The organism is Burkholderia sp. BCC1998 (assembly GCF_905339875.1).
Taxonomy (GTDB): domain Bacteria; phylum Pseudomonadota; class Gammaproteobacteria; order Burkholderiales; family Burkholderiaceae; genus Burkholderia.
This window is the reverse complement of sequence record NZ_CAJPHE010000018.1, coordinates 134,386-154,177: the sequence shown is the minus strand read 5'-3', so window position 1 is coordinate 154,177 and position 19,792 is coordinate 134,386. Positions and strand designations below refer to the sequence as shown.

18 protein-coding genes are annotated in these 19,792 nt (G+C 67.0%); 9 read left to right on the top strand and 9 right to left on the bottom strand.

From position 1 onward, the window contains the following. Position 1: 1 nt before the first annotated feature. The gene (locus U5A56_RS27095; protein WP_321925499.1) at positions 2-2,035 is read right to left on the bottom strand and encodes an NADPH-dependent 2,4-dienoyl-CoA reductase; all 2,034 of its coding nucleotides are present in this window, start codon (positions 2,033-2,035) and stop codon (positions 2-4) included. Between the two features lie 76 nt (positions 2,036-2,111). On the opposite strand from U5A56_RS27095, the gene U5A56_RS27090 reads away from it, so the two are divergent. From U5A56_RS27090 to U5A56_RS27080, 3 genes are all read left to right on the top strand, one after another. After that, a complete protein-coding gene (locus U5A56_RS27090; RefSeq protein WP_044847562.1) occupies positions 2,112-3,194 on the top strand; it encodes an AraC family transcriptional regulator in 1,083 nt (360 codons plus the stop codon). Positions 3,195-3,262: 68 nt separating this feature from the next. Then, positions 3,263-3,850 (top strand): hypothetical protein, encoded by a 588-nt coding sequence (locus U5A56_RS27085; protein WP_321925498.1) that lies wholly within the window; start codon positions 3,263-3,265, stop codon positions 3,848-3,850. Next, positions 3,847-4,449, top strand: a complete 603-nt coding sequence (locus U5A56_RS27080; protein ID WP_063927861.1) for a hypothetical protein — start codon at positions 3,847-3,849, stop codon at positions 4,447-4,449. The genes U5A56_RS27085 and U5A56_RS27080 overlap by 4 nt, the downstream gene beginning before the upstream one ends. A gap of 20 nt (positions 4,450-4,469) precedes the next feature. On the opposite strand, the gene U5A56_RS27075 is transcribed toward U5A56_RS27080, so the two are convergent. From U5A56_RS27075 to U5A56_RS27065, 3 genes are all read right to left on the bottom strand, one after another. Beyond that, the gene (locus tag U5A56_RS27075; protein ID WP_321925496.1) at positions 4,470-4,919 is read right to left on the bottom strand and encodes an aconitase X swivel domain-containing protein; all 450 of its coding nucleotides are present in this window, start codon (positions 4,917-4,919) and stop codon (positions 4,470-4,472) included. Continuing rightward, positions 4,912-6,159 (bottom strand): aconitase X, encoded by a 1,248-nt coding sequence (locus U5A56_RS27070; RefSeq protein ID WP_321925495.1) that lies wholly within the window; start codon positions 6,157-6,159, stop codon positions 4,912-4,914. Before U5A56_RS27070 ends, U5A56_RS27075 begins: the two co-directional genes overlap by 8 nt. A gap of 65 nt (positions 6,160-6,224) precedes the next feature. Beyond that, entirely contained in the window at positions 6,225-6,653 is a 429-nt protein-coding gene (locus tag U5A56_RS27065; RefSeq protein WP_044847566.1) for a MarR family winged helix-turn-helix transcriptional regulator, read from the bottom strand. A 112-nt stretch (positions 6,654-6,765) separates the two neighbouring features. On the opposite strand from U5A56_RS27065, the gene U5A56_RS27060 reads away from it, so the two are divergent. From U5A56_RS27060 to U5A56_RS27040, 5 genes are all read left to right on the top strand, one after another. Continuing rightward, complete coding sequence (locus U5A56_RS27060) at positions 6,766-7,686, top strand: LysR family transcriptional regulator (protein ID WP_044847567.1); 921 nt, start codon at positions 6,766-6,768, stop codon at positions 7,684-7,686. 107 nt (positions 7,687-7,793) lie between these two features. Next, positions 7,794-8,225, top strand: a complete 432-nt coding sequence (locus tag U5A56_RS27055) for a MarR family winged helix-turn-helix transcriptional regulator (protein ID WP_044847568.1) — start codon at positions 7,794-7,796, stop codon at positions 8,223-8,225. Positions 8,226-8,286: 61 nt separating this feature from the next. Beyond that, positions 8,287-9,375 (top strand): HlyD family secretion protein, encoded by a 1,089-nt coding sequence (locus U5A56_RS27050; RefSeq protein WP_124523777.1) that lies wholly within the window; start codon positions 8,287-8,289, stop codon positions 9,373-9,375. Between the two features lie 13 nt (positions 9,376-9,388). Beyond that, complete coding sequence (locus tag U5A56_RS27045; protein ID WP_044847570.1) at positions 9,389-10,963, top strand: DHA2 family efflux MFS transporter permease subunit; 1,575 nt, start codon at positions 9,389-9,391, stop codon at positions 10,961-10,963. Positions 10,964-10,979: 16 nt separating this feature from the next. Continuing rightward, positions 10,980-12,416: an efflux transporter outer membrane subunit gene (locus tag U5A56_RS27040; protein WP_321925492.1), complete on the top strand. Its 1,437-nt coding sequence runs from the start codon at positions 10,980-10,982 to the stop codon at positions 12,414-12,416. A gap of 142 nt (positions 12,417-12,558) precedes the next feature. Here U5A56_RS27040 and U5A56_RS27035 read toward each other — a convergent pair whose 3' ends face one another. The 4 genes from U5A56_RS27035 to glmS form a co-directional block, all read right to left on the bottom strand. After that, on the bottom strand, positions 12,559-12,969 hold the full coding sequence (locus U5A56_RS27035) for a TIGR02594 family protein (RefSeq protein ID WP_044847572.1): 411 nt from the start codon (positions 12,967-12,969) through the stop codon (positions 12,559-12,561). A 329-nt stretch (positions 12,970-13,298) separates the two neighbouring features. Continuing rightward, entirely contained in the window at positions 13,299-13,523 is a 225-nt protein-coding gene (locus U5A56_RS27030) for a hypothetical protein (RefSeq protein WP_044847573.1), read from the bottom strand. Between the two features lie 279 nt (positions 13,524-13,802). Next, positions 13,803-14,006 carry a cold-shock protein gene (locus U5A56_RS27025; protein ID WP_006485974.1) on the bottom strand — a complete coding sequence of 68 codons (204 nt, stop codon included), beginning with the start codon at positions 14,004-14,006 and terminating at the stop codon, positions 13,803-13,805. Positions 14,007-14,551: 545 nt separating this feature from the next. Continuing rightward, positions 14,552-16,369 (bottom strand): glutamine--fructose-6-phosphate transaminase (isomerizing), encoded by a 1,818-nt coding sequence (glmS, locus tag U5A56_RS27020; protein WP_321925491.1) that lies wholly within the window; start codon positions 16,367-16,369, stop codon positions 14,552-14,554. A gap of 1,272 nt (positions 16,370-17,641) precedes the next feature. Between glmS and wecB the strand changes: the two genes are divergently transcribed. Continuing rightward, the gene (gene wecB / locus U5A56_RS27015) at positions 17,642-18,859 is read left to right on the top strand and encodes a non-hydrolyzing UDP-N-acetylglucosamine 2-epimerase (RefSeq protein WP_321925489.1); all 1,218 of its coding nucleotides are present in this window, start codon (positions 17,642-17,644) and stop codon (positions 18,857-18,859) included. Positions 18,860-19,003: 144 nt separating this feature from the next. On the opposite strand, the gene U5A56_RS27010 is transcribed toward wecB, so the two are convergent. Next, positions 19,004-19,792: a hypothetical protein gene (locus U5A56_RS27010; protein WP_321812223.1), complete on the bottom strand. Its 789-nt coding sequence runs from the start codon at positions 19,790-19,792 to the stop codon at positions 19,004-19,006.

The window sequence follows — 19,792 nt, the reverse complement described above, 5'->3', positions numbered from 1 at the left end:
GTTACAGCCGCGCCGCGAGCCGCGAACCCTGATCGATCGCCCGCTTCGCATCGAGCTCGGCCGCCAGTTCCGCGCCGCCGATCAGATGCACGGAGCGTCCGGCCGCCTGCAGCGGCGCGAACAGCGCGCGCTGCGGCTCCTGCCCCGTGCACAGCACGATCGTGTCGGCTTCGATCAGTTCGTGATCGGTGCGCTGCTCGCCGTACGACACGTGCAGCCCGCGCGCATCGATCAGTTCGTAGTTCACGCCGCCGATCATCTTCACCTGCTTCATCTTCAGCGTCGCGCGGTGAATCCAGCCGGTCGTCTTGCCGAGCCCCTTGCCGAGCGGCGCGGCCTTGCGCTGCAGCAGCGTCACTTCGCGAGCGGGCGCCGCGACCTGCGCGCGCGTCACGCCGCCGCGCGTCGCGGCCGGATCGGTCACGCCCCACTCCGCTTTCCACTCTTCCAGATCGAGCGTCGGCGACTCGCCGTCCTGCACCAGATATTCGGCGACATCGAAGCCGATGCCGCCCGCGCCGACCACCGCGACACGCCGGCCGACCGGCTGCCTGCCGGCGAGCACGTCGATATAGCTGAGCACGTTCGGCCCGTCCTGGCCGGGAATCTTCGGGTCGCGCGGCGCCACGCCGGTCGCGAGCACGATCTCGTCGTAACCACCCGCGATCAGGTCGCTCGCGTCGACGCGGCGGTTCAGGTGCAGGTTCACGCCGGTCAGCTCGACCTGCCGGCCGAAATAACGCAGCGCTTCGTCGAACTCCTCCTTGCCCGGAATCCGCTTCGCCATGTTGAACTGGCCGCCGATCTCCGCTGCCGCGTCGAACAGGTCGACGTGGTGGCCGCGCTGCGCGAGCACGGTCGAGCATGCAAGCCCGGCCGGCCCGGCGCCGACCACCGCGATGCGCTTCGGCTGCTGCACGCGCGTATAGATCAGCTCGGTCTCGTGGCAGGCGCGCGGGTTCAGCAGGCACGACGCGATCTTGTTCCTGAACGCGTGGTCGAGACACGCCTGATTGCAGCCGATGCAGGTGTTGATCTCGTCGGCGCGGCCCTGCGCAGCCTTGACGACGAACTCGGCATCCGCGAGCAGCGGACGCGCCATCGACACCATGTCCGCGCACCCGTCCGCGAGAATCTGCTCGGCCACTTCGGGCCGGTTGATCCGGTTGGTCGTCACGAGCGGAATGCCGACCTCGCCCTTCATCTTCTTCGTCACCCACGCGAACGCGCCGCGCGGCACCGACGTCGCGATCGTCGGCACGCGTGCCTCGTGCCAGCCGATCCCGGTGTTGATGATGGTCGCGCCCGCGCGCTCGACGGCCTTCGCGAGCTGCACGGTCTCGCTCCAGTCGCTGCCGTCGGGAATCAGGTCGAGCATCGACAGCCGGTAGATCAGGATGAAGTCGCGCCCGACCGCTTCGCGCGTGCGCTCGATGATCTCGATCGGCAGGCGGATCCGGTTCTCGTACGAACCGCCCCACTGGTCGGTGCGCTTGTTCGTATGCATCGAGATGAACTGGTTGATCAGATAGCCCTCGGAGCCCATGATCTCGACGCCGTCGTAACCGGCCTCGCGCGCGAGCTGCGCGCAGCGGACGAATGCACGAATCTGCCGCTCGACGCCGCGCGCGCCGAGTTCACGCGGCGCGAACGGCGAAATCGGCGACTTGATCTTCGACGGCGCGACCGCGAACGGGTGGTAGCCGTAGCGGCCGGTATGCAGGATCTGCAGCGCGATCTTGCCGTCGTCCGCATGCACGGCGTCGGTGATCACGCGATGGCGCCGCGCGCCGGCCGACGTCATCAGCGTGCCGCCGAACGGCTTGGTCCAGCCGGCCACGTTCGGCGCGAAGCCGCCGGTCACGATCAGGCCGACGCCGCCGCGCGCGCGTTCGGCGAAATAGTCGGCGAGCCGCGGCAGCGTCTTGCGGCTGTCCTCGAGGCCCGTATGCATCGACCCCATCAGCACGCGATTCTTCAACGTGGTGAAGCCGAGGTCGAGCGGCGCGAGCAGATGGGGAAAGGAGGTCGTCATGATGATCCTGCCGGTAAGCGATGCGTGTCATCGTAGGCCGCGCGCCGCCTTGAACGTGAGGGGGCAAACAGCCATAATGCTTGTCATTTCCGGCCAAATCGACATGACCTCCCCGTCTCGCAAGGATCACCTCGGGCTACGCCGGCCGACGATTCCGGTCGCCTATACGCGCCTGCTGCTGCAGGCGCTGGCCGCACGCGGCGTCGACCTGGCCGCGGTGCGCGCGGGCACCGGCCTGCGCGATGCGGTGTTGGCCGAACCGGACGCGCGCGTCGCGCCGTCGCAATGGGGCCGCCTCGTGCTCAACGCGATCGAGATCGGCGGCGATCCGGGCATCGGGCTGGCGTTCGGGCTGCTGCTGAAGCCGACCGTGCACGGCTTCCTCGGCTATGCGACGCTGACCGCGCGGGACATCCGGGAAGCGCTGGTCGTCACGCAGCGCTACTTCCGGATGCGCAACCGCCAATATCGGCTGACCTACGCGGAGGACGCGCACGGCGCGACGCTCGAACTGCACGGCGTGCAGGCGAGCCCCGTGCTGCAGCATCACGTGATGTTCGAGTTCGTGCTGACGGGGCTCGCGCAGAACATCTCGCAGTGGTCCGGACGCGCGTCGCCGCCGATCGTGCTGCGCTTCACGTGGCCCGAGCCCGGTTATTTCGCGCGTTATCGCGACCAGTTGCCGCCGGTCGAATTCGGCTGCGCGGCGAACGCGCTGTGGATCGCGCACGACGTGCTCGACTGGCCGCTGCCGCTCGCCGACGAAGTCGCGCACCGGCAGGCGCTGGTGCAGGTCGAGCGCGAGTATGCGCAGGTACGCCAGGAGGAAGGCGATCTCGTCGAGCGCGTGCGCGCGGAACTGGCGCGAACGGCCGGCGACTATTCGAGCCCGGAGGCGCTCGCCGACGCGCTGCTCGTGTCGACGCGTACGTTGCGGCGCCGGCTCGAGGACGCCGGGTCGAGCTATCGGCAACTGCTCGACGAAGCGCGGTTTCGCGACGCGAAGCAATTGCTCTGCGCGTCGGACCTCGACCTGAAGACGATCGCCGAGCGGCTGCAGTTCACCGACCCGGCGAATTTCACGCGCGCATTCCGGCGCTGGGCCGGGCAGACGCCGAGTGCGTATCGGGAAGCTGCGGCGGGAACCGCGCACGAATAACGGGAAAACGTGGGTGGCACCATACCGCCATACGCGTGGCCCCCATTTCATTTTCATCGGTATGATGAATGCCACGCCAACGCGATACGGGCCGACGCCCGCTTCCACCCATGTCCAGTCACACCACCGTGATCGAGTCGACGATCGACCGTATCGATACGAACCTGGTCCGTATCGCGGTCGACAACAAGAAGGTGCCGATTTATCGCGTGACGATGCAGGACGCCTGCTACTTCCTTTGCGCCGACGATATCGACGCCGACGCGTTCAAGCAGGTCGATCTGTTGAAACCCGGGATGGCGGTGCGCGCGTGCGTTTTCGACGACCATGGTCGTCGCCGAATCGCGTGGATCACCAGCAACGATCTGACGATTCAGCCCTACGACGCGCTCGCGCAAAAGGAACGTAATCTGTCGCTGCTCACATGGGCGTCGTGCGTGTTCGCGCTGAGCCTGCTGGTCGGTAGCGCCGCGTTCAAATCCGGCTGGGCGCTCGTCCTCGCCCTGACCATGTTCGTCAGCATCATCAGCATGCTGGGCACGCTGCTCTCGATCGCCGGCTTGTCCGAACTGGTGTTCCGGCCGCAACGGCGCGAAGCCCAGGAAAAGTGGCAATGCCAGCCGCGCCGGGTCACATTCGAACGGAGCAACGTATGACCGATCGTTCCATGCGAATCGCGTCCGGCTGCGTGACGTCCGTCAGTCAGAAGACGATCAGTACGAAGGTCTGGAGCAACAACCTCGGCTGGACCACGCAAAGCATCGAGGAGATCGAGCTTCGACTCGACGCTTTCGATGCGCCGCTGACGCTCCGGACCGGCGCGACACGCGACCTGTTCGTCGTTGCGGGCGACCGGCTGGATGTCGCGTATGCCGCGTGGCGCGATAATCTCGCAATCTGCGGCATCCGCAACGTGACTGACGGTTCGATCTATCTCGTTCGTCTCGCACGCGTCGCCAGCGCCCGAACCGATGTCATCGTGACGATCGGCGTTCTGATCACCGTCGCGTTCGCCATCGGTATCATGTCCGCGCTACAAGGCAGCACGGACGGCATGCTCGACATCTTTGCGTGGTTTGGCGGAACCGCGCTCGGCTTCCTCGCGCTAAGCACCATCCTGCGTTCGGTGTTCGGCGTGATTGCCTGGCCCGAAATCCGACGGCTCAATCAGCCCGGCGGCAGACGCGAGATGAATGCGGCAAAAAACGCGCTGTCGCTCAAGGCGGCAGATGCGCCGCACATCCGCTTCCTCTGAGCCGACGAGCGCGCGATGCGTCAACCGTCGACGAAGATCCACGCGCCGCCGTCGCCCTCACCCGCCTCGATCCGCACGTCGCCCGTCGCGGCGACGATCGCGTCGTACACGTCGTCCGTCACGCACACCACCGGCACCGCGATCGCATACAGCTCGGCGGCGACGATCGCGCCGATCGAGATGATCAGGTCGCGCTCCTTCAGCACGATCCCGACCGGCCCCGTGCCGTTGCGCACCGCTTCCGCGAGCACGCTGCTGCTCGAACTCGAGCCCTTCGCGTGCGGCATCACCATGATCCGGCCGGCGAGGCTCGCGCCCGCCTGCGGATGCCCGCGATCGACGATCCGCCCCGCCCCCGAGTCGTAGCCGCCCCAGAAGCTGAGCGGCTTGTCGAGCACGATCGTCTTCGCGCATGCGCTGCCCGGCACGAGCGTGTCGCCCGTCAATTTCCCGATCGTTGCATCAGTCATCGAATCGCACCTTTCCTTCGAACGCGGAACGCACGCATTCGCGCATGCTGCCGTACGCCACCGTGACGCCGATGTTCGCGGGCGCATACGACGCCCACTTCCCCGAGTTGGTCATCACCAGGCCCGACAGCTGTTTCATGACCGGCGTGATGTACGTGCAGGTATCGACGACGATCTGGATGCCGCGCGCGTCGAACTTGCCGGCGAGCCCGAGCTCGCCCAGCTCCCACAGGATGAAGCGGCTCGTGTTCACGTAGAAATCGCACTTCGGCCGGCCGTCGAACTGATCGAGCAGCGCGTCGAGCGTGCGGAACTCGGCCAGCGAGAAGTGCGGCGTGCCGAGCGCGACCGCGACGAGCGCATCGCCGGCCGCGCCGTGGTTCAGCGTGCGGCGGATCTCGTCGAGATCGGCCATCGCGACATCGACCGTGCGCTGCGCCGCCCGCCCGTGCAACGCGGCGTCGAGCGTCGGCGCCTCGGGCGTGACGCCCACCGCATGGAACAGCGCAACCGCCCCGCTCGATGCGGCAGCCGCGCCGAGCGCCTTGAGTTCGTCTTCGGTGGTGTCCGCGGGTAGCCCGACGATCGCCGGCACGGTCGCGCCGGCGATCCGGCCGATCAGAAGCCCAAGCGCCGCGAAATAGATGTCGCGCGAGGGCCGGTTGCCGAAGTCCGGCGCGTTGAACACGATCCGCGCCGCGCGATTCGCTTCGACGTGCAGCCCCGCATACGGCGCGCGCCCGGTGATCGCGGCGGCCAGATCGAGAAAGTCGCCATAACGGCTGGTGCGCGCACCGAGCACCGAATTGGCGAACACGATCGCATTGGATTCCGCCCACGCGATCTGCTCGCCCAGGCGCGGACGATTCTTCAGCTGATACGGCGCACACGTGAAGCTCGATTCGCAGCCGAGCTGCAGATGCGCATCCATCAGGCGCTGCGCGTCGCGCTGGATCGCGCGGTCGCCGTGATACAGCTCGGGATGGATAAGGTCGAGCGACCCGACGTTCAAAGTGGTCGGCACCGCGACCCGCGCGCCGGTGTCGACGAAATACTCGACGAAGTCGAGGCTGGTCCGGCCGTGGTAAAGACAGCCGTCGATATGCGCGGACGTGATGTCGATCAGGTGCGGCGCCGACATGACCTCGGCCGTGCGCGCGACGATCCGCATCGCGCGCGCAACGCCGTCGCCGAATGCGCCGCGCAACATCGCGTCGTCGCGTTCGCTCAACTGCAGCATGGGGGGCTCCTCGTGTCTCGTCCGGTGGATCCGGATCGCTTTTGTCATACTACCGCGCGTCGCGCCTAGCGCTGCGCCGTCAGGCTGAACAACTCGTCGCGCAACGCCTGGGCGCGGCCCTGGCCGAATTGCGTCTCGAATTCGTCCTGCGCGGCTTGCCACGCGACCTTCGCCTGCGCGTAGGTGCGCTCGCCGAGCTTCGTCAGGCTGAGCGCATGCGCGCGAGCGTCATGCTCGGACGCGGCCGCGGCGACGAAGCCGTCGCGCTGCAGCGGCTTCAGCGCGCGCAACAGCGTCGTGCGGTCCATCACCAGCCGGTCGGCGAGTTCGCTCATCAACAGGCCGGGCCGGCGCGACAGGTTCGCCATGATCGAGAACTGCGCGGCCGTGACGCCGACCGGGGCCAGATGCCGCTCGTAGAGTTGCGTGACGAAGCGCGCCGCCTGACGCAGCGCGAGGCAATTGCAGGCCTGGGCCATCTGGATGTCGTTCATGACCGGCAATTTAAATGTGCATATGCATAAAGTCAATGTACACTCGGCCGTAACAAGGGCCGGCGCCGGCCGCGCGCATCCGGCGCCGCGCCATCGCTTCGAGGAGACGGACATGGACTACATCGACAAGCTGCGGATCTTCCGGTCGGTGGTGGAAATGCGCAGCTTCACGCGCGCGGCCGACATGCACGGCCTCGCGCGGCCGGTCGTGTCGCGGGCGGTCGCGGATCTGGAAGCGCGCTTCGGCAGCCGCCTGCTGCACCGGACCACGCGCCAGGTCTCGCTGACCGAAACCGCCGAGCGCATCTACGAGCGATGCGCGGCGGTGCTCGACGAACTCGACTCGCTGGAAGCGCAGGCGCAGTCGTACACGCGCGAGCCCGAGGGACTGCTGCGGCTCGTCGCGCACACGACGGCCGCGCTGAACCGGCTCGTACCGCTGATCGCCGGTTTCAAGGCCGCGCATCCGAAGGTGCGGCTCGACGTCACGCTGACCGAGCGTCCGGTCGACCTCGTCGGCGAAGGCTACGACATCGGCATCGTCGTGCCGTACATGCTGACGAGCGAGACGACCGTCGTGCGGCTGATCGAACGCATTCCGGTGGTGATCGTCGCGACGCCCGCCTACCTGCGCGCGCATCCGCGTCCCGAAACGCCGGCCGAGCTCGCCGGCCACATGTTCGTGCCGATGTCGCCGTCGCTGCGCCGGCCCGCGCTGTCGTTCCGCGTCGACGGCGACACGCTGACCGTGCCGTTGAGCTTCGACGTCTCGTCGAACAGCCCCGTCTTCAACCGCGAAATGGTGATGCACGACTTCGGCATCGGCGTGGTGCCGAGAGCGCTCGTCGAAGCCGAACTCGCGTCGGGCGCGCTCGTGCAGTTGCTCGAAGGCGCCGATCTCGTCGACGCGTTCGTGGAAATCAAGCTCGCCTACGCGAACCGCGCGCTGCTGCCCGCGAAGGTCAAGGCGTTCATCGACTACACGGCCGCGTACTACGACCGCGAAGGCTCGATTGTTCCGGCCGCGGCCTGATCCGGCGCGCAAACGCCCCTTTCCACCACCGATTGGTACAGCCACGGCACCAATCTGATCCTGTCTCGCCGCTCGCTTCGCATCGCGTGGGCACCTAATATGTGCACATGCACAAGTCCACGCTTATCGATGACGATTGCTTCGCGGTCCGGCAAGCCGCCCGGCGAATCTCGCAGTTCTACGAGCGCTACCTGTCGCGGGCGGGCGTCACGCCGTCGCAGTACAGCATTCTCGCGCTGCTGCGGGAGCGTCCGGGCTTGACGATGGCGACGCTGTCGGCCGTGCTGGTGATCGAGCGCACCGCGCTGTTGCGCGCGCTGAAGCCGCTGGTCGGCGCGGCGCTGGTCACGGGCCGGCTCGAGCCGCGTTGCCGGCGCCAGACGTTCGCGCTGACCGCGCACGGCGAAACGAAGATCGCCGACGCGCATGTGCACTGGCTCGCCGCGCAGGAAGCGTTCGAGCAGCGGTTCGGGCCGGCGCAGGCGGCCCGCCTCAGAGACGAATTGTTCCGGATCACGCACAACCTGCCGGAACGCTGACTTCCCCGATCGGCGACGCGTCGTCGGTCGTTTCAATAAGTGCATATACATAGGTGAATCGATGGAAACGACCCAAGCCGCTGCCTCCCGCGAGGCAGCCACAACCGACCGGCCGGCAAAGCAGCGCCGCGTGCCGTGGATGCGGATCGCGGTGGCCGCCGTCGTCGTCGCGGTCGCGGCCGCGGCGCTCGACTGGCTGTTCGTGCTGCGTTTCCAGGAGAGCACCGACGATGCGTATGTCGGCGGCGACGTGACGGTGCTCGCACCGAAGGTGAACGGTTTCGTCGACAAGATCCTCGTGACCGACAACCAGCGCGTGAAGGCCGGCGACGTGCTCGTGCAGCTCGATGCGCGCGACTACGATGCGAAGCTCGCGCAGGCGAGCGCGGAAGTCGACAGCGCGCGCTCCGCGGTGGCCGAACTCGAAGCGAAGCAGCAACTTCAATACGCGGTAATCGGCCAGCATGCGGCGGACCGGAATGCGTCGTCGGCCGAGCTCACGCGCGCGTCGTCCGATCGCGTGCGCTACCGCGAGCTCGTGAAATCCGATGCGGTATCGAACCAGATCGTCGAGCGCGCGGACGCCGATTACTCGAAGGCGGATGCGGCCGTCGCACGCAGCGACGCCGCGCTGCTCGCGTCGAAGCGGCAGCTCGACGTGCTCGGCGCGCAGCTCGCCGATGCGCGGGCCCGCGTGAACACGGCACTCGCCGCGCAACGCGTCGCGGCGCTGAACGTCGAGTACACGACGATCCGCTCGCCGGTCGACGGTTACGTCGGCAACCGCACGGGCCGCGTCGGGATGCTCGCGAACGTCGGCGTGCCGCTGCTGACGGTCGTGCCCGCGGCCGGGCTGTGGATCGACGCGAACTTCAAGGAAGACCAGCTGCGCAAGATGCGCTCAGGCGATCGCGTCGATGTCACGCTCGATGCGTCGAGCACGCGCCTCCACGGCCGCGTCGACAGCCTGGCGCCCGCGACCGGCGCGACCTTCAGCGTGCTGCCGCCCGAGAACGCGACCGGCAACTTCACGAAGATCGTCCAGCGCGTGCCGGTGCGCGTGCATCTCGATCCGCAGCCGGGCATCGAGCACGTGCTGCGCCCCGGTCTCTCCGCGGTCGTGACCGTGCATACCGACCACGCGAACTGAACGGGAGCCTGCGATGACCACTGCGATTTCCGGCGACCCCGCGTCGCAACCGACCAGGCAGCGCGTCTTCGCGTTCGCGCTGATGTGCGTCGGCTTCTTCATGGCGACGCTCGACATCCAGATCGTCGCGTCGTCGCTGCGCGACATCGGCGGCGGGCTCTCCGCGAGCCAGGACGAGCTGTCGTGGGTGCAGACGGCCTACCTGATCGCCGAGATCATCGTGATCCCGATGTCGGGCTGGCTGTCGAAGGTGATGTCGACGCGCTGGCTGTTCACCGCGTCGGCCGTCGGCTTCACGATCACGAGCATGCTGTGCGGGCTCGCGTGGGACATCAACTCGATGATCCTGTTCCGCGGAATGCAGGGTGCGCTCGGCGCCGCGATGATCCCGACCGTGTTCACGACCGCGTTCGTGCTGTTCCCGGGCAAGCAGCGGCTGATCGCGTCGACGACGATCGGCGCGCTCGCGTCGCTCGCGCCGGCGATCGGGCCGGTGATCGGCGGCTGGATCACCGATCAATGGTCGTGGCACTGGCTGTTCTACCTGAACCTCGTGCCGGGCATCGCGGTGGCCGCGCTCGTGCCGCGCTACGTGCACATCGACGCACCGGACCTGAGCCTCGTCAAGCGCGGCGACTATCTCGGCATCGTGCTGATGTCGGGCTTCCTCGGCTGCCTCGAATACGTGCTCGAGGAAGGCCCGCGCAAGAACTGGTTCGGCGATCACGTGATCGTGTTCTGCGCGTGGATCTCCGCCATCTGCGGCTTCCTGTTCATCGTGCACGCCCTGACCGCGGAAGACCCGATCGTCGACCTGCGCGCGCTCGCCGTGCGCAACTTCGGGATCGGCAGCCTGCTGTCGTTCGTGACCGGTATCGGGATCTTCGTCACCGTGTTCCTGACGCCGCTGTTTCTCGCGCAGGTGCGGGCGTTCAGTTCGCTGCAGATCGGCATCGCGCTGCTGTCGGTCGGCGCGTTCCAGCTGCTCGCGCTCTGCGCGTATGCATTCGCCGCGCGCTACTTCAGCATGCGCGCGCTGCTCGTGTTCGGGCTGATCTGCTTCGGCCTCGGCTGCTACCTGTACACGCCGATCACGCACGACTGGGGCTGGCGGGAACTGCTGCTGCCGCAGGCGCTGCGCGGCATCGGCCAGCAGTTCAGCGTGCCGCCGATCGTGACGATGGCGTTGGGTTCGCTGCCGCAGTCGCGGCTGAAATCGGCGAGCGGCCTGTTCAACCTGATGCGCAACCTCGGCGGCGCGATCGGCATCGCGGTGAGCGCGACGATGCTCAACGACCGGCTGAACTTCCACTACCTGCGCCTGAACGAGCATGTGAGCGCCGGCGAGCCGCAAGTCGCGTCGCTGCTCGACCGCCAGGCCGCGTACTGGACCTCGGTGGCCGGCAACACGCTGGATACCGCGCAGGCCGGCCTCGCGAACCTGCACCGCCTGATCTATCGGGAAGCGCTGACGCTCACCTACGCGGATGCGTACTACGCGCTGTCGCTGTGCTTCGTGGTCGCGCTGGTCGCCGTCGCGTTTTCCCGTCCCATCACCCTCAACGCGCCGCCGCCGGACGCGCACTGAAGCCAAGGTCGTCATCATGAAAAAGCTACTCGTCGCGCTGGCCGTCAGCGCCTTCGCCGCAGGGTGTGCGGTGCAGCCCGCGCAGCATCCCGCGCTGCACGATTCCGTCCAGTCGCTCGCGCCGGCCGCGTGGGACACCGACGTGCCGCGCGCCGACATCGACGCCGCCGCGTGGTGGGCGCAGTTCAACGACCCCGTGCTCGACCGGCTGATCGCGACCGTGCTCGACGGCAACCTCGATCTGCAGGCCGCCGCCGAACGCGTGAAGCAGGCGCAGGCGCTGACCGTGCAGAAGCGCGCGGTGCTGCTGCCGGAACTCGACGCGACCGCGCATGCGGCCGACGAGCGCAAGAACACGCCGCCGCCGCTCGGCTACGTGCGACAGGCCGGTGCGGGGCTCGCGCTGAGCTGGTCGCCGGACGTGTTCGGCGGCGAACGGCTCGACCTGCTGGCCGCGCAGGCCGAGCTGGTCGGGCAAAAGCATGCGGAAGACGCGATGCGGCTCGCGCTCGCGGCCGATGCGGCCTCGGCCTATGTCGACCTGCGCTGGGCGCAGCAGGAACTGAAGATCCTGCAGGACAACGCGGCGATCCGCCGGCATGCGCTCGAACTCACGCGCAAGCGGCAGGCGTTCGGGCTGTCGACGGAACTCGACGTCACGCGCGCGCAGAACCAGCTCGATGCGCTCGAAGCGCGGATTCCGCCGACGCAGGCGCAGATCGCGCATCAGCTCAACCTGATCGCCGTGTATTCGGGCCGCACGCCCGAATCGGTCGACCGGCTCGTGCTCGCGCAGGCCGGCGCGATTCCGGCGCCGCCGGCCGGGTCGCCCGCCACGCTGCCGTCGCAGGCGCTGCTGCGCCGGCCCGACGTGCTAACCGCCTACGCGCAGGTCGAGCGGCGCGCGGCACAGGTCGGTGTCGCGAAGGCCGAACGGTATCCGAAGTTCTCGCTGAACCTGACGGACGGGATTCTGGCCGCGTCGTATCTCGGCTTGCCGACGCTGACCGACAACCTGTTCAGCGCGGCGCTGAGCGCGACGAGCCCGATCTTCAACGCGGGACGGATTACCGCCGATATCTCGCAGAGCGAAAGCCGGATGCGCGAGTCTGAACTCGGGTTGCGGCAGACGATGCTGCAGGCGTTGCGCGAGGTCGAGGATGCGCGCGCGAACCTCGTCAGCAGCGATGAAGCGACGCAGCGGCTCGGCAGCGCGCTCGCGGCTTCGGACAAGGCGCTCGGGCTGGCGAACCAGCTCTACAAGGGCGGCGCGACGGATTTTCTGGACGTGCTGTCGGCGCAGGAGGTATATCTGCGGGATTCGGACGCGCTCAACCAGCTCAGGCGCGAGCATGCGCTGGCGGCGGTCGCGTTGTATCGCTCGCTCGGGGGCGGGTGGAGCAGGAATGATGCGGCCGGTGGGCCCGAGGTGGAAGCCGTGGCGAAGAACTAGGCGCGATCACGATACGGCGCCGGCCTCGACACGTGCCGGGGCCCCGCTCTTCAGCCGCACGATCCCGGGCATTCGACCGACAACGCGATCAAGCAAGCCGCCAACCACGCGATTGCGAATTCGCGTATGCCGGAGGACGAGGTCATCCCGCGTCGGGCCAACGGTAACCGATCACTTCGTTCAGCGGGTACGCAAGCTCGCGTACCTCTTCAAGCTGATTGCCGCCGAACAGATGCACGTGCTCGTCGTCATGGCTCAAGTAGAACCCGACATGCCCTTTCCAGCTCGCGGGATCGTCGCGCGTCAGGATCGCGATGCAGCCGTAGACCGGGCTGTCCAGCGGACGGCCCCATTCGAGCCACGAACGCGCGAGCGCCGACCCGGTGCCGCGAATGCCCGCGTGCGTCATGCACCAGTTGACGAACGAAGAGCACCAGGAAATCTTGTCGTCGTAGCCGACCAGATTCGTCCGGTTGTTGTACTCGACGATGCGCGGGTTCACGCTGCCGGGCGGATGGCGGCGGATGCCGAGTTCGGCCAGGGCGACGGCCATCCACGGCGGATCGGCGGCGTCCGGGTTGCGCTCAGGATTTGCTCGGGTCACGTCGTTCTCGGGCGAGTGTGATGTGCGTGCAATCTTCGCACGGATGCGGAGGTCGGCACCACCGTTCGGTCAGCCCAGGCCTCTCATGTACGCCACCCACTTCGACGCCGGGATAGCGTCATGCGCCACCGGCGTCGAAAAGAAAATCCGGTAACCCGAATCGAGCGCGCGGCTCCAGTCGGGAGGTACAGAATTGATCGCACGCGAGGTTCGGGCGCGCATTGTTGCGCGCCCGGGCGACTCATATGCGTCGGGTATCCGGTCCCACGGCGCTGCCTTTAACCGCGCGTATCGACCCAGTTGCGTGCCCAGCGTTCCGAGTGCCGCAATGCCTGCGCTTCACTCGCGAAGTAATCGAGCGAATAGAACCGGTAGCGGCCTTCGACAGACGCGCTATCGATGCGCTCGAGCAGCAGGTTGGCTGAAAAACTGCCATCGGGCAAACGATGCGCCGAGGGCCGGACGGCATAGCCGTTGTATTGATGATTTTGTGTGTTTTGCATTTTTAATTTTAATAATGTTCGACTGCGCGCGTGCCGTGCGAAATGTGCACGGATGCGCCGATCCAACGCCATTGCGAGCTGAACCCGAAGCAGTCGGAAAGCGAAAATACGGCGCTGCGGCCGGAGGGGGAACGAAGTGCAGCGAGGTGTATGGCGCCTGGTCGGCGGCTCAAGGAGCAGACGCAGCCGGGAACGAGCGCGCCAACTTTACGAGACCAAGCTCCGTGCTGATGTCGCTGCGGCCCGGCGCCCATTGTTGGAGGCCGGGCCCTTCAGACTTTACAGCGGCTTGATGTTGGCCGCTTGCAGACCCTTCGGGCCTTGCTTCGTCTCGAAGCTCACTTTCTGGTTTTCGGCCAGCGTCTTGAAGCCGTCGGCACGAATTTCCGAGAAATGAGCGAACAGGTCGTCGCCGCCGTTGTCCGGCGTGATGAAGCCAAAGCCTTTGCTGTCGTTGAACCACTTGACGATACCGGTATCCATGAAGATTCCTTGAGAAAAAATGAAGATCTGCCCTGCTGGAGAGCGCGTGAAGCATCAAGGAGGGAGAGGACAACGAATACCGCTGAGGAGAGCGAGCAATTGATGAACAGCAATCGGACTTCTTGGACTTCGACGCACACACTAACCGCCGGGCAGATGCGCGTCAACGGCTAACTTGTAACTGTTTAACCTCGCGACCCGCTGTTCGGGCGAAGCGATGCGGCCCTGACTGACGGCGCGCGTGGCCTGGCCGGGCGCGCGTTGCACATGAGTCTCCGCACGAACGGGCCGATCGGCAACGATTTTCCCGCCTTCCGGTTTCCGTTCGATCCGCCCGTATCGTGTCGACAGCCTCCTCCGATTCCCTGCGCCCATGACGTCGTCGTGCTCGCCGGAAATCCGCTCGACGATATCGGCCTCGTCGCGGGAGAAGGCGAACGTGTCGCGTACGTGCTGCAGCGGGGCAAGATCGTGAAGGCCCGGGCGTCGGCCTTGCGCTGACCGCCTGCGCGGGCCGGCCGGCAATCGTCGGCCGGTCCCGCCCGTCACTCGACCGTCACCGATTTCGCCAGGTTCCTCGGCTTGTCGATATCCGCGCCGCGCAGGCACGCGGCATGATACGCGAGCAACTGCAGCGGCACGACGTGCAAGATCGGCGACAGCAGGCCGTAGTAATCCGGCATCCTCATCACCGACACGCCTTCGCTGTCGTCGATCCGCGTATCGGCATCGGCGAACACGTACAGCTGACCGCCCCGCGCCCGCACTTCCTGCATGTTCGACTTGAGCTTCTCGAGCAGCGCGTCGTTCGGCGCGATCGTCGCGACCGGCATCGCGTGCGTCACCAGCGCGAGCGGGCCGTGCTTCAGCTCGCCGGCCGGATACGCTTCCGCGTGGATATACGAAATCTCCTTCAGCTTCAGCGCCCCTTCGAGCGCGATCGGGTAATGCAGCCCGCGCCCGAGAAACAGCGCATTCTCGTGCCGCGAGAATTCCGCGGCCCAGCGCTCGATCTGCGGCTCCAGCGCGAGCACGTCGTCGAGCGCGCCCGGCAGCCGCCGCAGCTGCGTCGCATAGCGCGCGAGCTGCGCATCGTCGACGTAGCCGCGCAACCGGCCGAGCGTCACCGCGAGAATGAACAGCGCGACGAGCTGGGTGGTAAACGCCTTGGTCGACGCGACGCCGATTTCCGGGCCGGCGCGCGTCAGGAACCGCAGGCTCGTCTGCCGCATCATCGCGCTGGTGGGCACGTTGCAGATCGCGAGCGTATCGATATGCCCGAGCGCCTGCGCATACTTGAGCGCGGCGAGCGTGTCGGCGGTCTCGCCGGATTGCGACACGCTGACCACGAGCGTATTCGGCAACGCGAGCGCGTCGCTGTAACGGTATTCGCTCGCGATCTCGACCTGCGCCGGCAGGCGCGCGATCGTCTCGAGCCAGCGGCGCGCGGTCAGGCCGGAATAGTGACTCGTGCCGCACGCGAGGATCAGCACGTTGTCGATCTGCTCGAACGCGCGCGCGGCATCCGGGCCGAACGCCGCCGGATCGAACAGCCCCGCATCGGGGATGGTCGCGGCCACGGCCCGTGGCTGCTCGAAGATCTCCTTCTGCATGAAATGCCGGTATGGCCCGAGCTCGACCGCGCCTTGCGTCGACGAGACGGTCTGGATCGGACGATCGACCGGCGTGCCGCCGCGTTCGAGAATGCGCACGCCGCCCGGCGTCAACTCGACGATGTCGCCTTCCTCGAGAAAGATGAAGCGGTCGGTGATGCCGGCGAGTGCGAGCGCGTCGGACGCGAGGAAACATTCGTCGTCCTTCAGGCCGACGACGAGCGGCGAGCCGACCCGCGCGCCGATCAGCCGCTGCGGCTCGTGCTTGCTGAACACCGCGATCGCGTATGCGCCGTGCAGCTGCGACGTCGCATCGCGTACCGCGGCGAGCAGGTCGCCGCGATACTTGCTGTGGATCAGGTGCGCGACGACCTCGGTGTCGGTCTGGCCGTCGAACTGGTAATGCTCGTCGGACAGTTGCCTGCGCAACGTCTCGTGATTCTCGATGATGCCGTTGTGCACGAGCGCGATTTCGTCGCGCGAGAAGATCGGATGCGCGTTGCAGGTGGCGGGCGCGCCGTGCGTTGCCCACCGGGTGTGCGCGATGCCGGTGCTGCCGGACAGCCCGGCGCTGCGCACGTGCGCGTCGAGATCGGCGACGCGCGACACACTGCGTTCGCGACGCGCCTGGCCGTCGACGACGGTCGCCACGCCGCATGAATCGTAGCCGCGATACTCGAGGCGGCGCAAACCTTCGATCAGAACCGGAACGATGTTCCGTTGCGCGACCGCGCCGACGATGCCACACATGACACGTCTCCTTCCCCGGTTTCCGTTGATCGACCGTGCGCTGCTGTATCAGCGCGATCCGGTCACCGTTGTCTTAGCCGTCGTGAACCCGCATGGGCGGGTGCGAGCGGGTCTGCATCGGCGTAATGGCCGGCACACTCCATCGCGTCGGCAAACGGCCGCGATGCGCGGTCAAGCGCGGCCTGCACGCCGCCCGCCCGGCACGTGTCGTCGCGCCTGGCGGGTTCGTCGTATCGGTATCCCCGCCCTTCCGTCGTCGCTCGAACTCGGACGGGCACGCCTGTCCTCCTGAACAAAGCAAGCGGTGAGCCATGGATCGCCTTGCCCCGTGATGCAATGGCCTGCGGGTACCCGATCGACGGGCTCGCGGCACGGATCGCGTGTTTTTGATTCACCGGTGAATCAGGGTTCACCTCCCCCCTAGCGGGATCTTCCGCCTTCAGTGAACCGAAACGTCGCGCGCCACCCTTTCTCGAAGTCGACCGCTGCAGGCTGTCGTTGCAGGGCTCTTGTCCGGCAACGCCCCGTGCGCGGCGCGGCACACGTCGACCAACCGCCTTGCGGATATGGCCGGCCGGCTCCGGACGGTCGTTACAGATACGCAACGTTTCGCATCGTCTGGTGCGGACGATGCACGCGCCGCGATGCGTGAGGGCCATCCTTCGCACGGAGGCAATGCGTGGCAGCCGACGACGTTCCCCACGTTGCCCGGACAAAACTCGCATGTCGAAACGCTCCGAGGCGCGTGACACGGCGCATGCGGTTCGATCGGCAGCCAGCGCGTGACGCAAGTCGCCATCCGTCGCATGACGTGACCGGCTCGATCGCGCGAACGGTCGGATTTTCACCCCCATCGCGGCACGGCGCCGCAATCGCGCTCGTAGCAATTGTGAAACGTTCCCTGGCATTCCACCGGTGCGGCGCGAAGCGGGGCCGGCCACAGGGCCACTGGTTTGAATATTGCTCTATCGGAAGGAGGAACGGGTGCGGGCGCGCAGCGACGTGGAAACGTACGCAGCCAGACCGGCAGACATGGCGATCGACACAGCGAGAAATGCTCATGACGTGATTGACGAGGTGCAACGGGACGGTCGTAGTTCAACGATTGCGTGGCGCAGACCACGCGGACAAAAACGGCGCGCTCGCCCCGCAATACCGCTGCATGTCGCGCGACTGGCGCCGATACATGCGGAGACGGGACGGGTGGCCTGCAACCATGCCTGGCGCCAGCCGCCGGATCTTCCGGCGCGAAGATGCTCAACGAGGACATCGATGAAAAAGATCTTGCTTGTGTTCGGAACTCGACCGGAAGCCATCAAGATGGCGCCGCTCGTCCGCGCGCTGAAGGCGCGCAAGGATGTCGATGCCCGCGTATGCGTGACCGCCCAGCATCGGGAAATGCTGGATCAGGTCCTCACGTTGTTCGACATCAAGCCCGACTACGATCTCAATCTGATGCGTCAGAGCCAGACGCTGACCGACGTGACGACCGGCATTCTTCAGGCGATCGGGACCGTCTTCGACGACTTGCGTCCGGACGTCGTGCTGGTGCACGGCGACACGACGACGACGCTGGCCGTCAGTATCGCGGCGTTCTACCGCTATCTGCCGGTCGGGCACGTGGAAGCGGGCCTGCGCAGCGGCGACATCTGGTCGCCGTGGCCGGAGGAATTGAATCGCCGCGTGACCGATGCGGTGTCGTCATGGCATTTCGCGCCGACCGGCCAGGCGCGCGACAACCTGTTCAGCGAAGGCGTGCCGGTGGGTGCGGTCGTGATGACGGGCAACACCGTGATCGATGCGCTGCACGACGTCAAGCGCATGCTCGACCACGATAGCGCGCTCCACGACAAGGTCGCCGCACACTTTCCGTTTCTCGAAGCGTCGCGCCGCGTCGTGCTGATCACCGGCCATCGCCGCGAGAGTTTCGGCGAACCGTTCCGGCATTTCTGCGAGGCGCTCTGCACGCTCGCGAAGCGCTATCCCGATGCGCAGTTCGTCTATCCGCTGCACTTGAATCCGAACGTGCGCGAGCCGGCGCGCGCGCTGCTCGGCAGCGTACCGAACATCTACCTGATCGAACCCCAGGAATATCTTTCGTTCATATTCCTGATGTCACGCTCGCACTTCATCATCACCGATTCGGGCGGCATCCAGGAGGAAGGGCCGGCACTCGGCAAGCCGGTGCTCGTCACGCGCGAGACGACCGAGCGTCCCGAAGCGATCCACGCCGGCACCGCGCGGCTCGTCGGCACGGACCAGGAGCGGATCGTCTGGGAGGCGTCGCGGCTGTTCGACAGCGACAGCGCGTATGAGGAAATGGCGCGCGCGAGCAATCCGTATGGCGACGGCCATGCGAGCGAGCGGATCGTTCATGCGCTGATGCACGCGCCCGGGGCGACCGCAAAGGCGACGAGCTTTTCGATGGGCGCCGCGGAGATGCCGTTCAACCCGCTCACCCTGGGGTTGCAGGCGTTGCGCTCGCGTTGAAGTCGCTCGCCGGACGGCATGCCGACGGTCGGCGACGCGTGACGTCGCCGACCGTCAATCGTCGCACGCGAACCTCCGTCCAGCGCCGTCGAATCGCGCCGTGCGATGGACGGCTGCGACCCGTCTCCGCCGCCCGCTATCCCGCTAGCGGACCACGGCATCGGCCATCGATTGCGCCTGCGCGACCAGCCGCGGATAAATCCGCTGGCCCCCCACCTGTTTGGCGAAACACGCCTGCCGCGCGTTCTCCGGCACGCGCGCCGCGTCGCACGCCGCGATCGGGCGCAGCGTCACGCCCCGCCACAGGATATAGACGCGTTGGCCCTGCCGGACCGACACGGCCAGCGTGTTCGGCCCGTCCGGCACGCCGTCCTGGCTTTCGCCCAGCAGCCACGCCTTCACCACGCCGTCGGCCGGCTGCCGCTTGACGGGCAACTCGGCGAAGCGAAACGCCGCGGCGTCGTCGCTGAATACGTGCGTGTAAAGCGTTTCGTTGCCGAACATCGCGGCGACGTCGTCGGTCGGCTTGATGCCGGCGTCCGCCGTGCTCGCCCAGGCTTTCAGCAGCGGAACGGTCGTCACGACGAGATGCGTCTTGCCGTCGTCCGACTTGAAGGACAACCCGTCCGGCCCCGGCGGCATCCCGTCGACGGGGCCGACGCTCTGCACCGTGCCCTCGGCCTGCGCGACGAACCCTCGCGCCCTGACCGTGCCAATTAGTTTGGCGAGCCGCGCGTTCACGTCGGCCGTGTACTGCCGGTCGAGGCCCGCCCGATCCTCCATCCGGGCCGCCACCACCGCCGCCGCGGCCTGCTTCCGATAGGCAAGATACGCATCCGCCGGCGATGCGATCACCTTCGCCCCGACCGCGGCGAACACCGCCGCGACCACCACCGCCCCCACCCCGATCTTCAGTCTTGAAATGCGCTTCAT

Bases quoted from the DNA above. Each gene is read 5' to 3' on its own strand.
- U5A56_RS27035 (WP_044847572.1), bottom strand. From the start codon at position 12,969: ATGGCCGTCGCCCTGGCCGAACTCGGCATCCGCCGCCATCCGCCCGGC.
- U5A56_RS27090 (WP_044847562.1), top strand. From the start codon at position 2,112: ATGCTTGTCATTTCCGGCCAAATCGACATGACCTCCCCGTCTCGCAAG.
- U5A56_RS27030 (WP_044847573.1), bottom strand. From the start codon at position 13,523: ATGCAAAACACACAAAATCATCAATACAACGGCTATGCCGTCCGGCCC.
- wecB (WP_321925489.1), top strand. From the start codon at position 17,642: ATGAAAAAGATCTTGCTTGTGTTCGGAACTCGACCGGAAGCCATCAAG.
- U5A56_RS27070 (WP_321925495.1), bottom strand. From the start codon at position 6,159: ATGCTGCAGTTGAGCGAACGCGACGACGCGATGTTGCGCGGCGCATTC.
- glmS (WP_321925491.1), bottom strand. From the start codon at position 16,369: ATGTGTGGCATCGTCGGCGCGGTCGCGCAACGGAACATCGTTCCGGTT.
- U5A56_RS27045 (WP_044847570.1), top strand. From the start codon at position 9,389: ATGACCACTGCGATTTCCGGCGACCCCGCGTCGCAACCGACCAGGCAG.
- U5A56_RS27050 (WP_124523777.1), top strand. From the start codon at position 8,287: ATGGAAACGACCCAAGCCGCTGCCTCCCGCGAGGCAGCCACAACCGAC.
- U5A56_RS27055 (WP_044847568.1), top strand. From the start codon at position 7,794: ATGCACAAGTCCACGCTTATCGATGACGATTGCTTCGCGGTCCGGCAA.
- U5A56_RS27040 (WP_321925492.1), top strand. From the start codon at position 10,980: ATGAAAAAGCTACTCGTCGCGCTGGCCGTCAGCGCCTTCGCCGCAGGG.
- U5A56_RS27065 (WP_044847566.1), bottom strand. From the start codon at position 6,653: ATGAACGACATCCAGATGGCCCAGGCCTGCAATTGCCTCGCGCTGCGT.
- U5A56_RS27095 (WP_321925499.1), bottom strand. From the start codon at position 2,035: ATGACGACCTCCTTTCCCCATCTGCTCGCGCCGCTCGACCTCGGCTTC.
- U5A56_RS27025 (WP_006485974.1), bottom strand. From the start codon at position 14,006: ATGGATACCGGTATCGTCAAGTGGTTCAACGACAGCAAAGGCTTTGGC.
- U5A56_RS27085 (WP_321925498.1), top strand. From the start codon at position 3,263: ATGCCACGCCAACGCGATACGGGCCGACGCCCGCTTCCACCCATGTCC.
- U5A56_RS27075 (WP_321925496.1), bottom strand. From the start codon at position 4,919: ATGACTGATGCAACGATCGGGAAATTGACGGGCGACACGCTCGTGCCG.
- U5A56_RS27010 (WP_321812223.1), bottom strand. From the start codon at position 19,792: ATGAAGCGCATTTCAAGACTGAAGATCGGGGTGGGGGCGGTGGTGGTC.
- U5A56_RS27060 (WP_044847567.1), top strand. From the start codon at position 6,766: ATGGACTACATCGACAAGCTGCGGATCTTCCGGTCGGTGGTGGAAATG.
- U5A56_RS27080 (WP_063927861.1), top strand. From the start codon at position 3,847: ATGACCGATCGTTCCATGCGAATCGCGTCCGGCTGCGTGACGTCCGTC.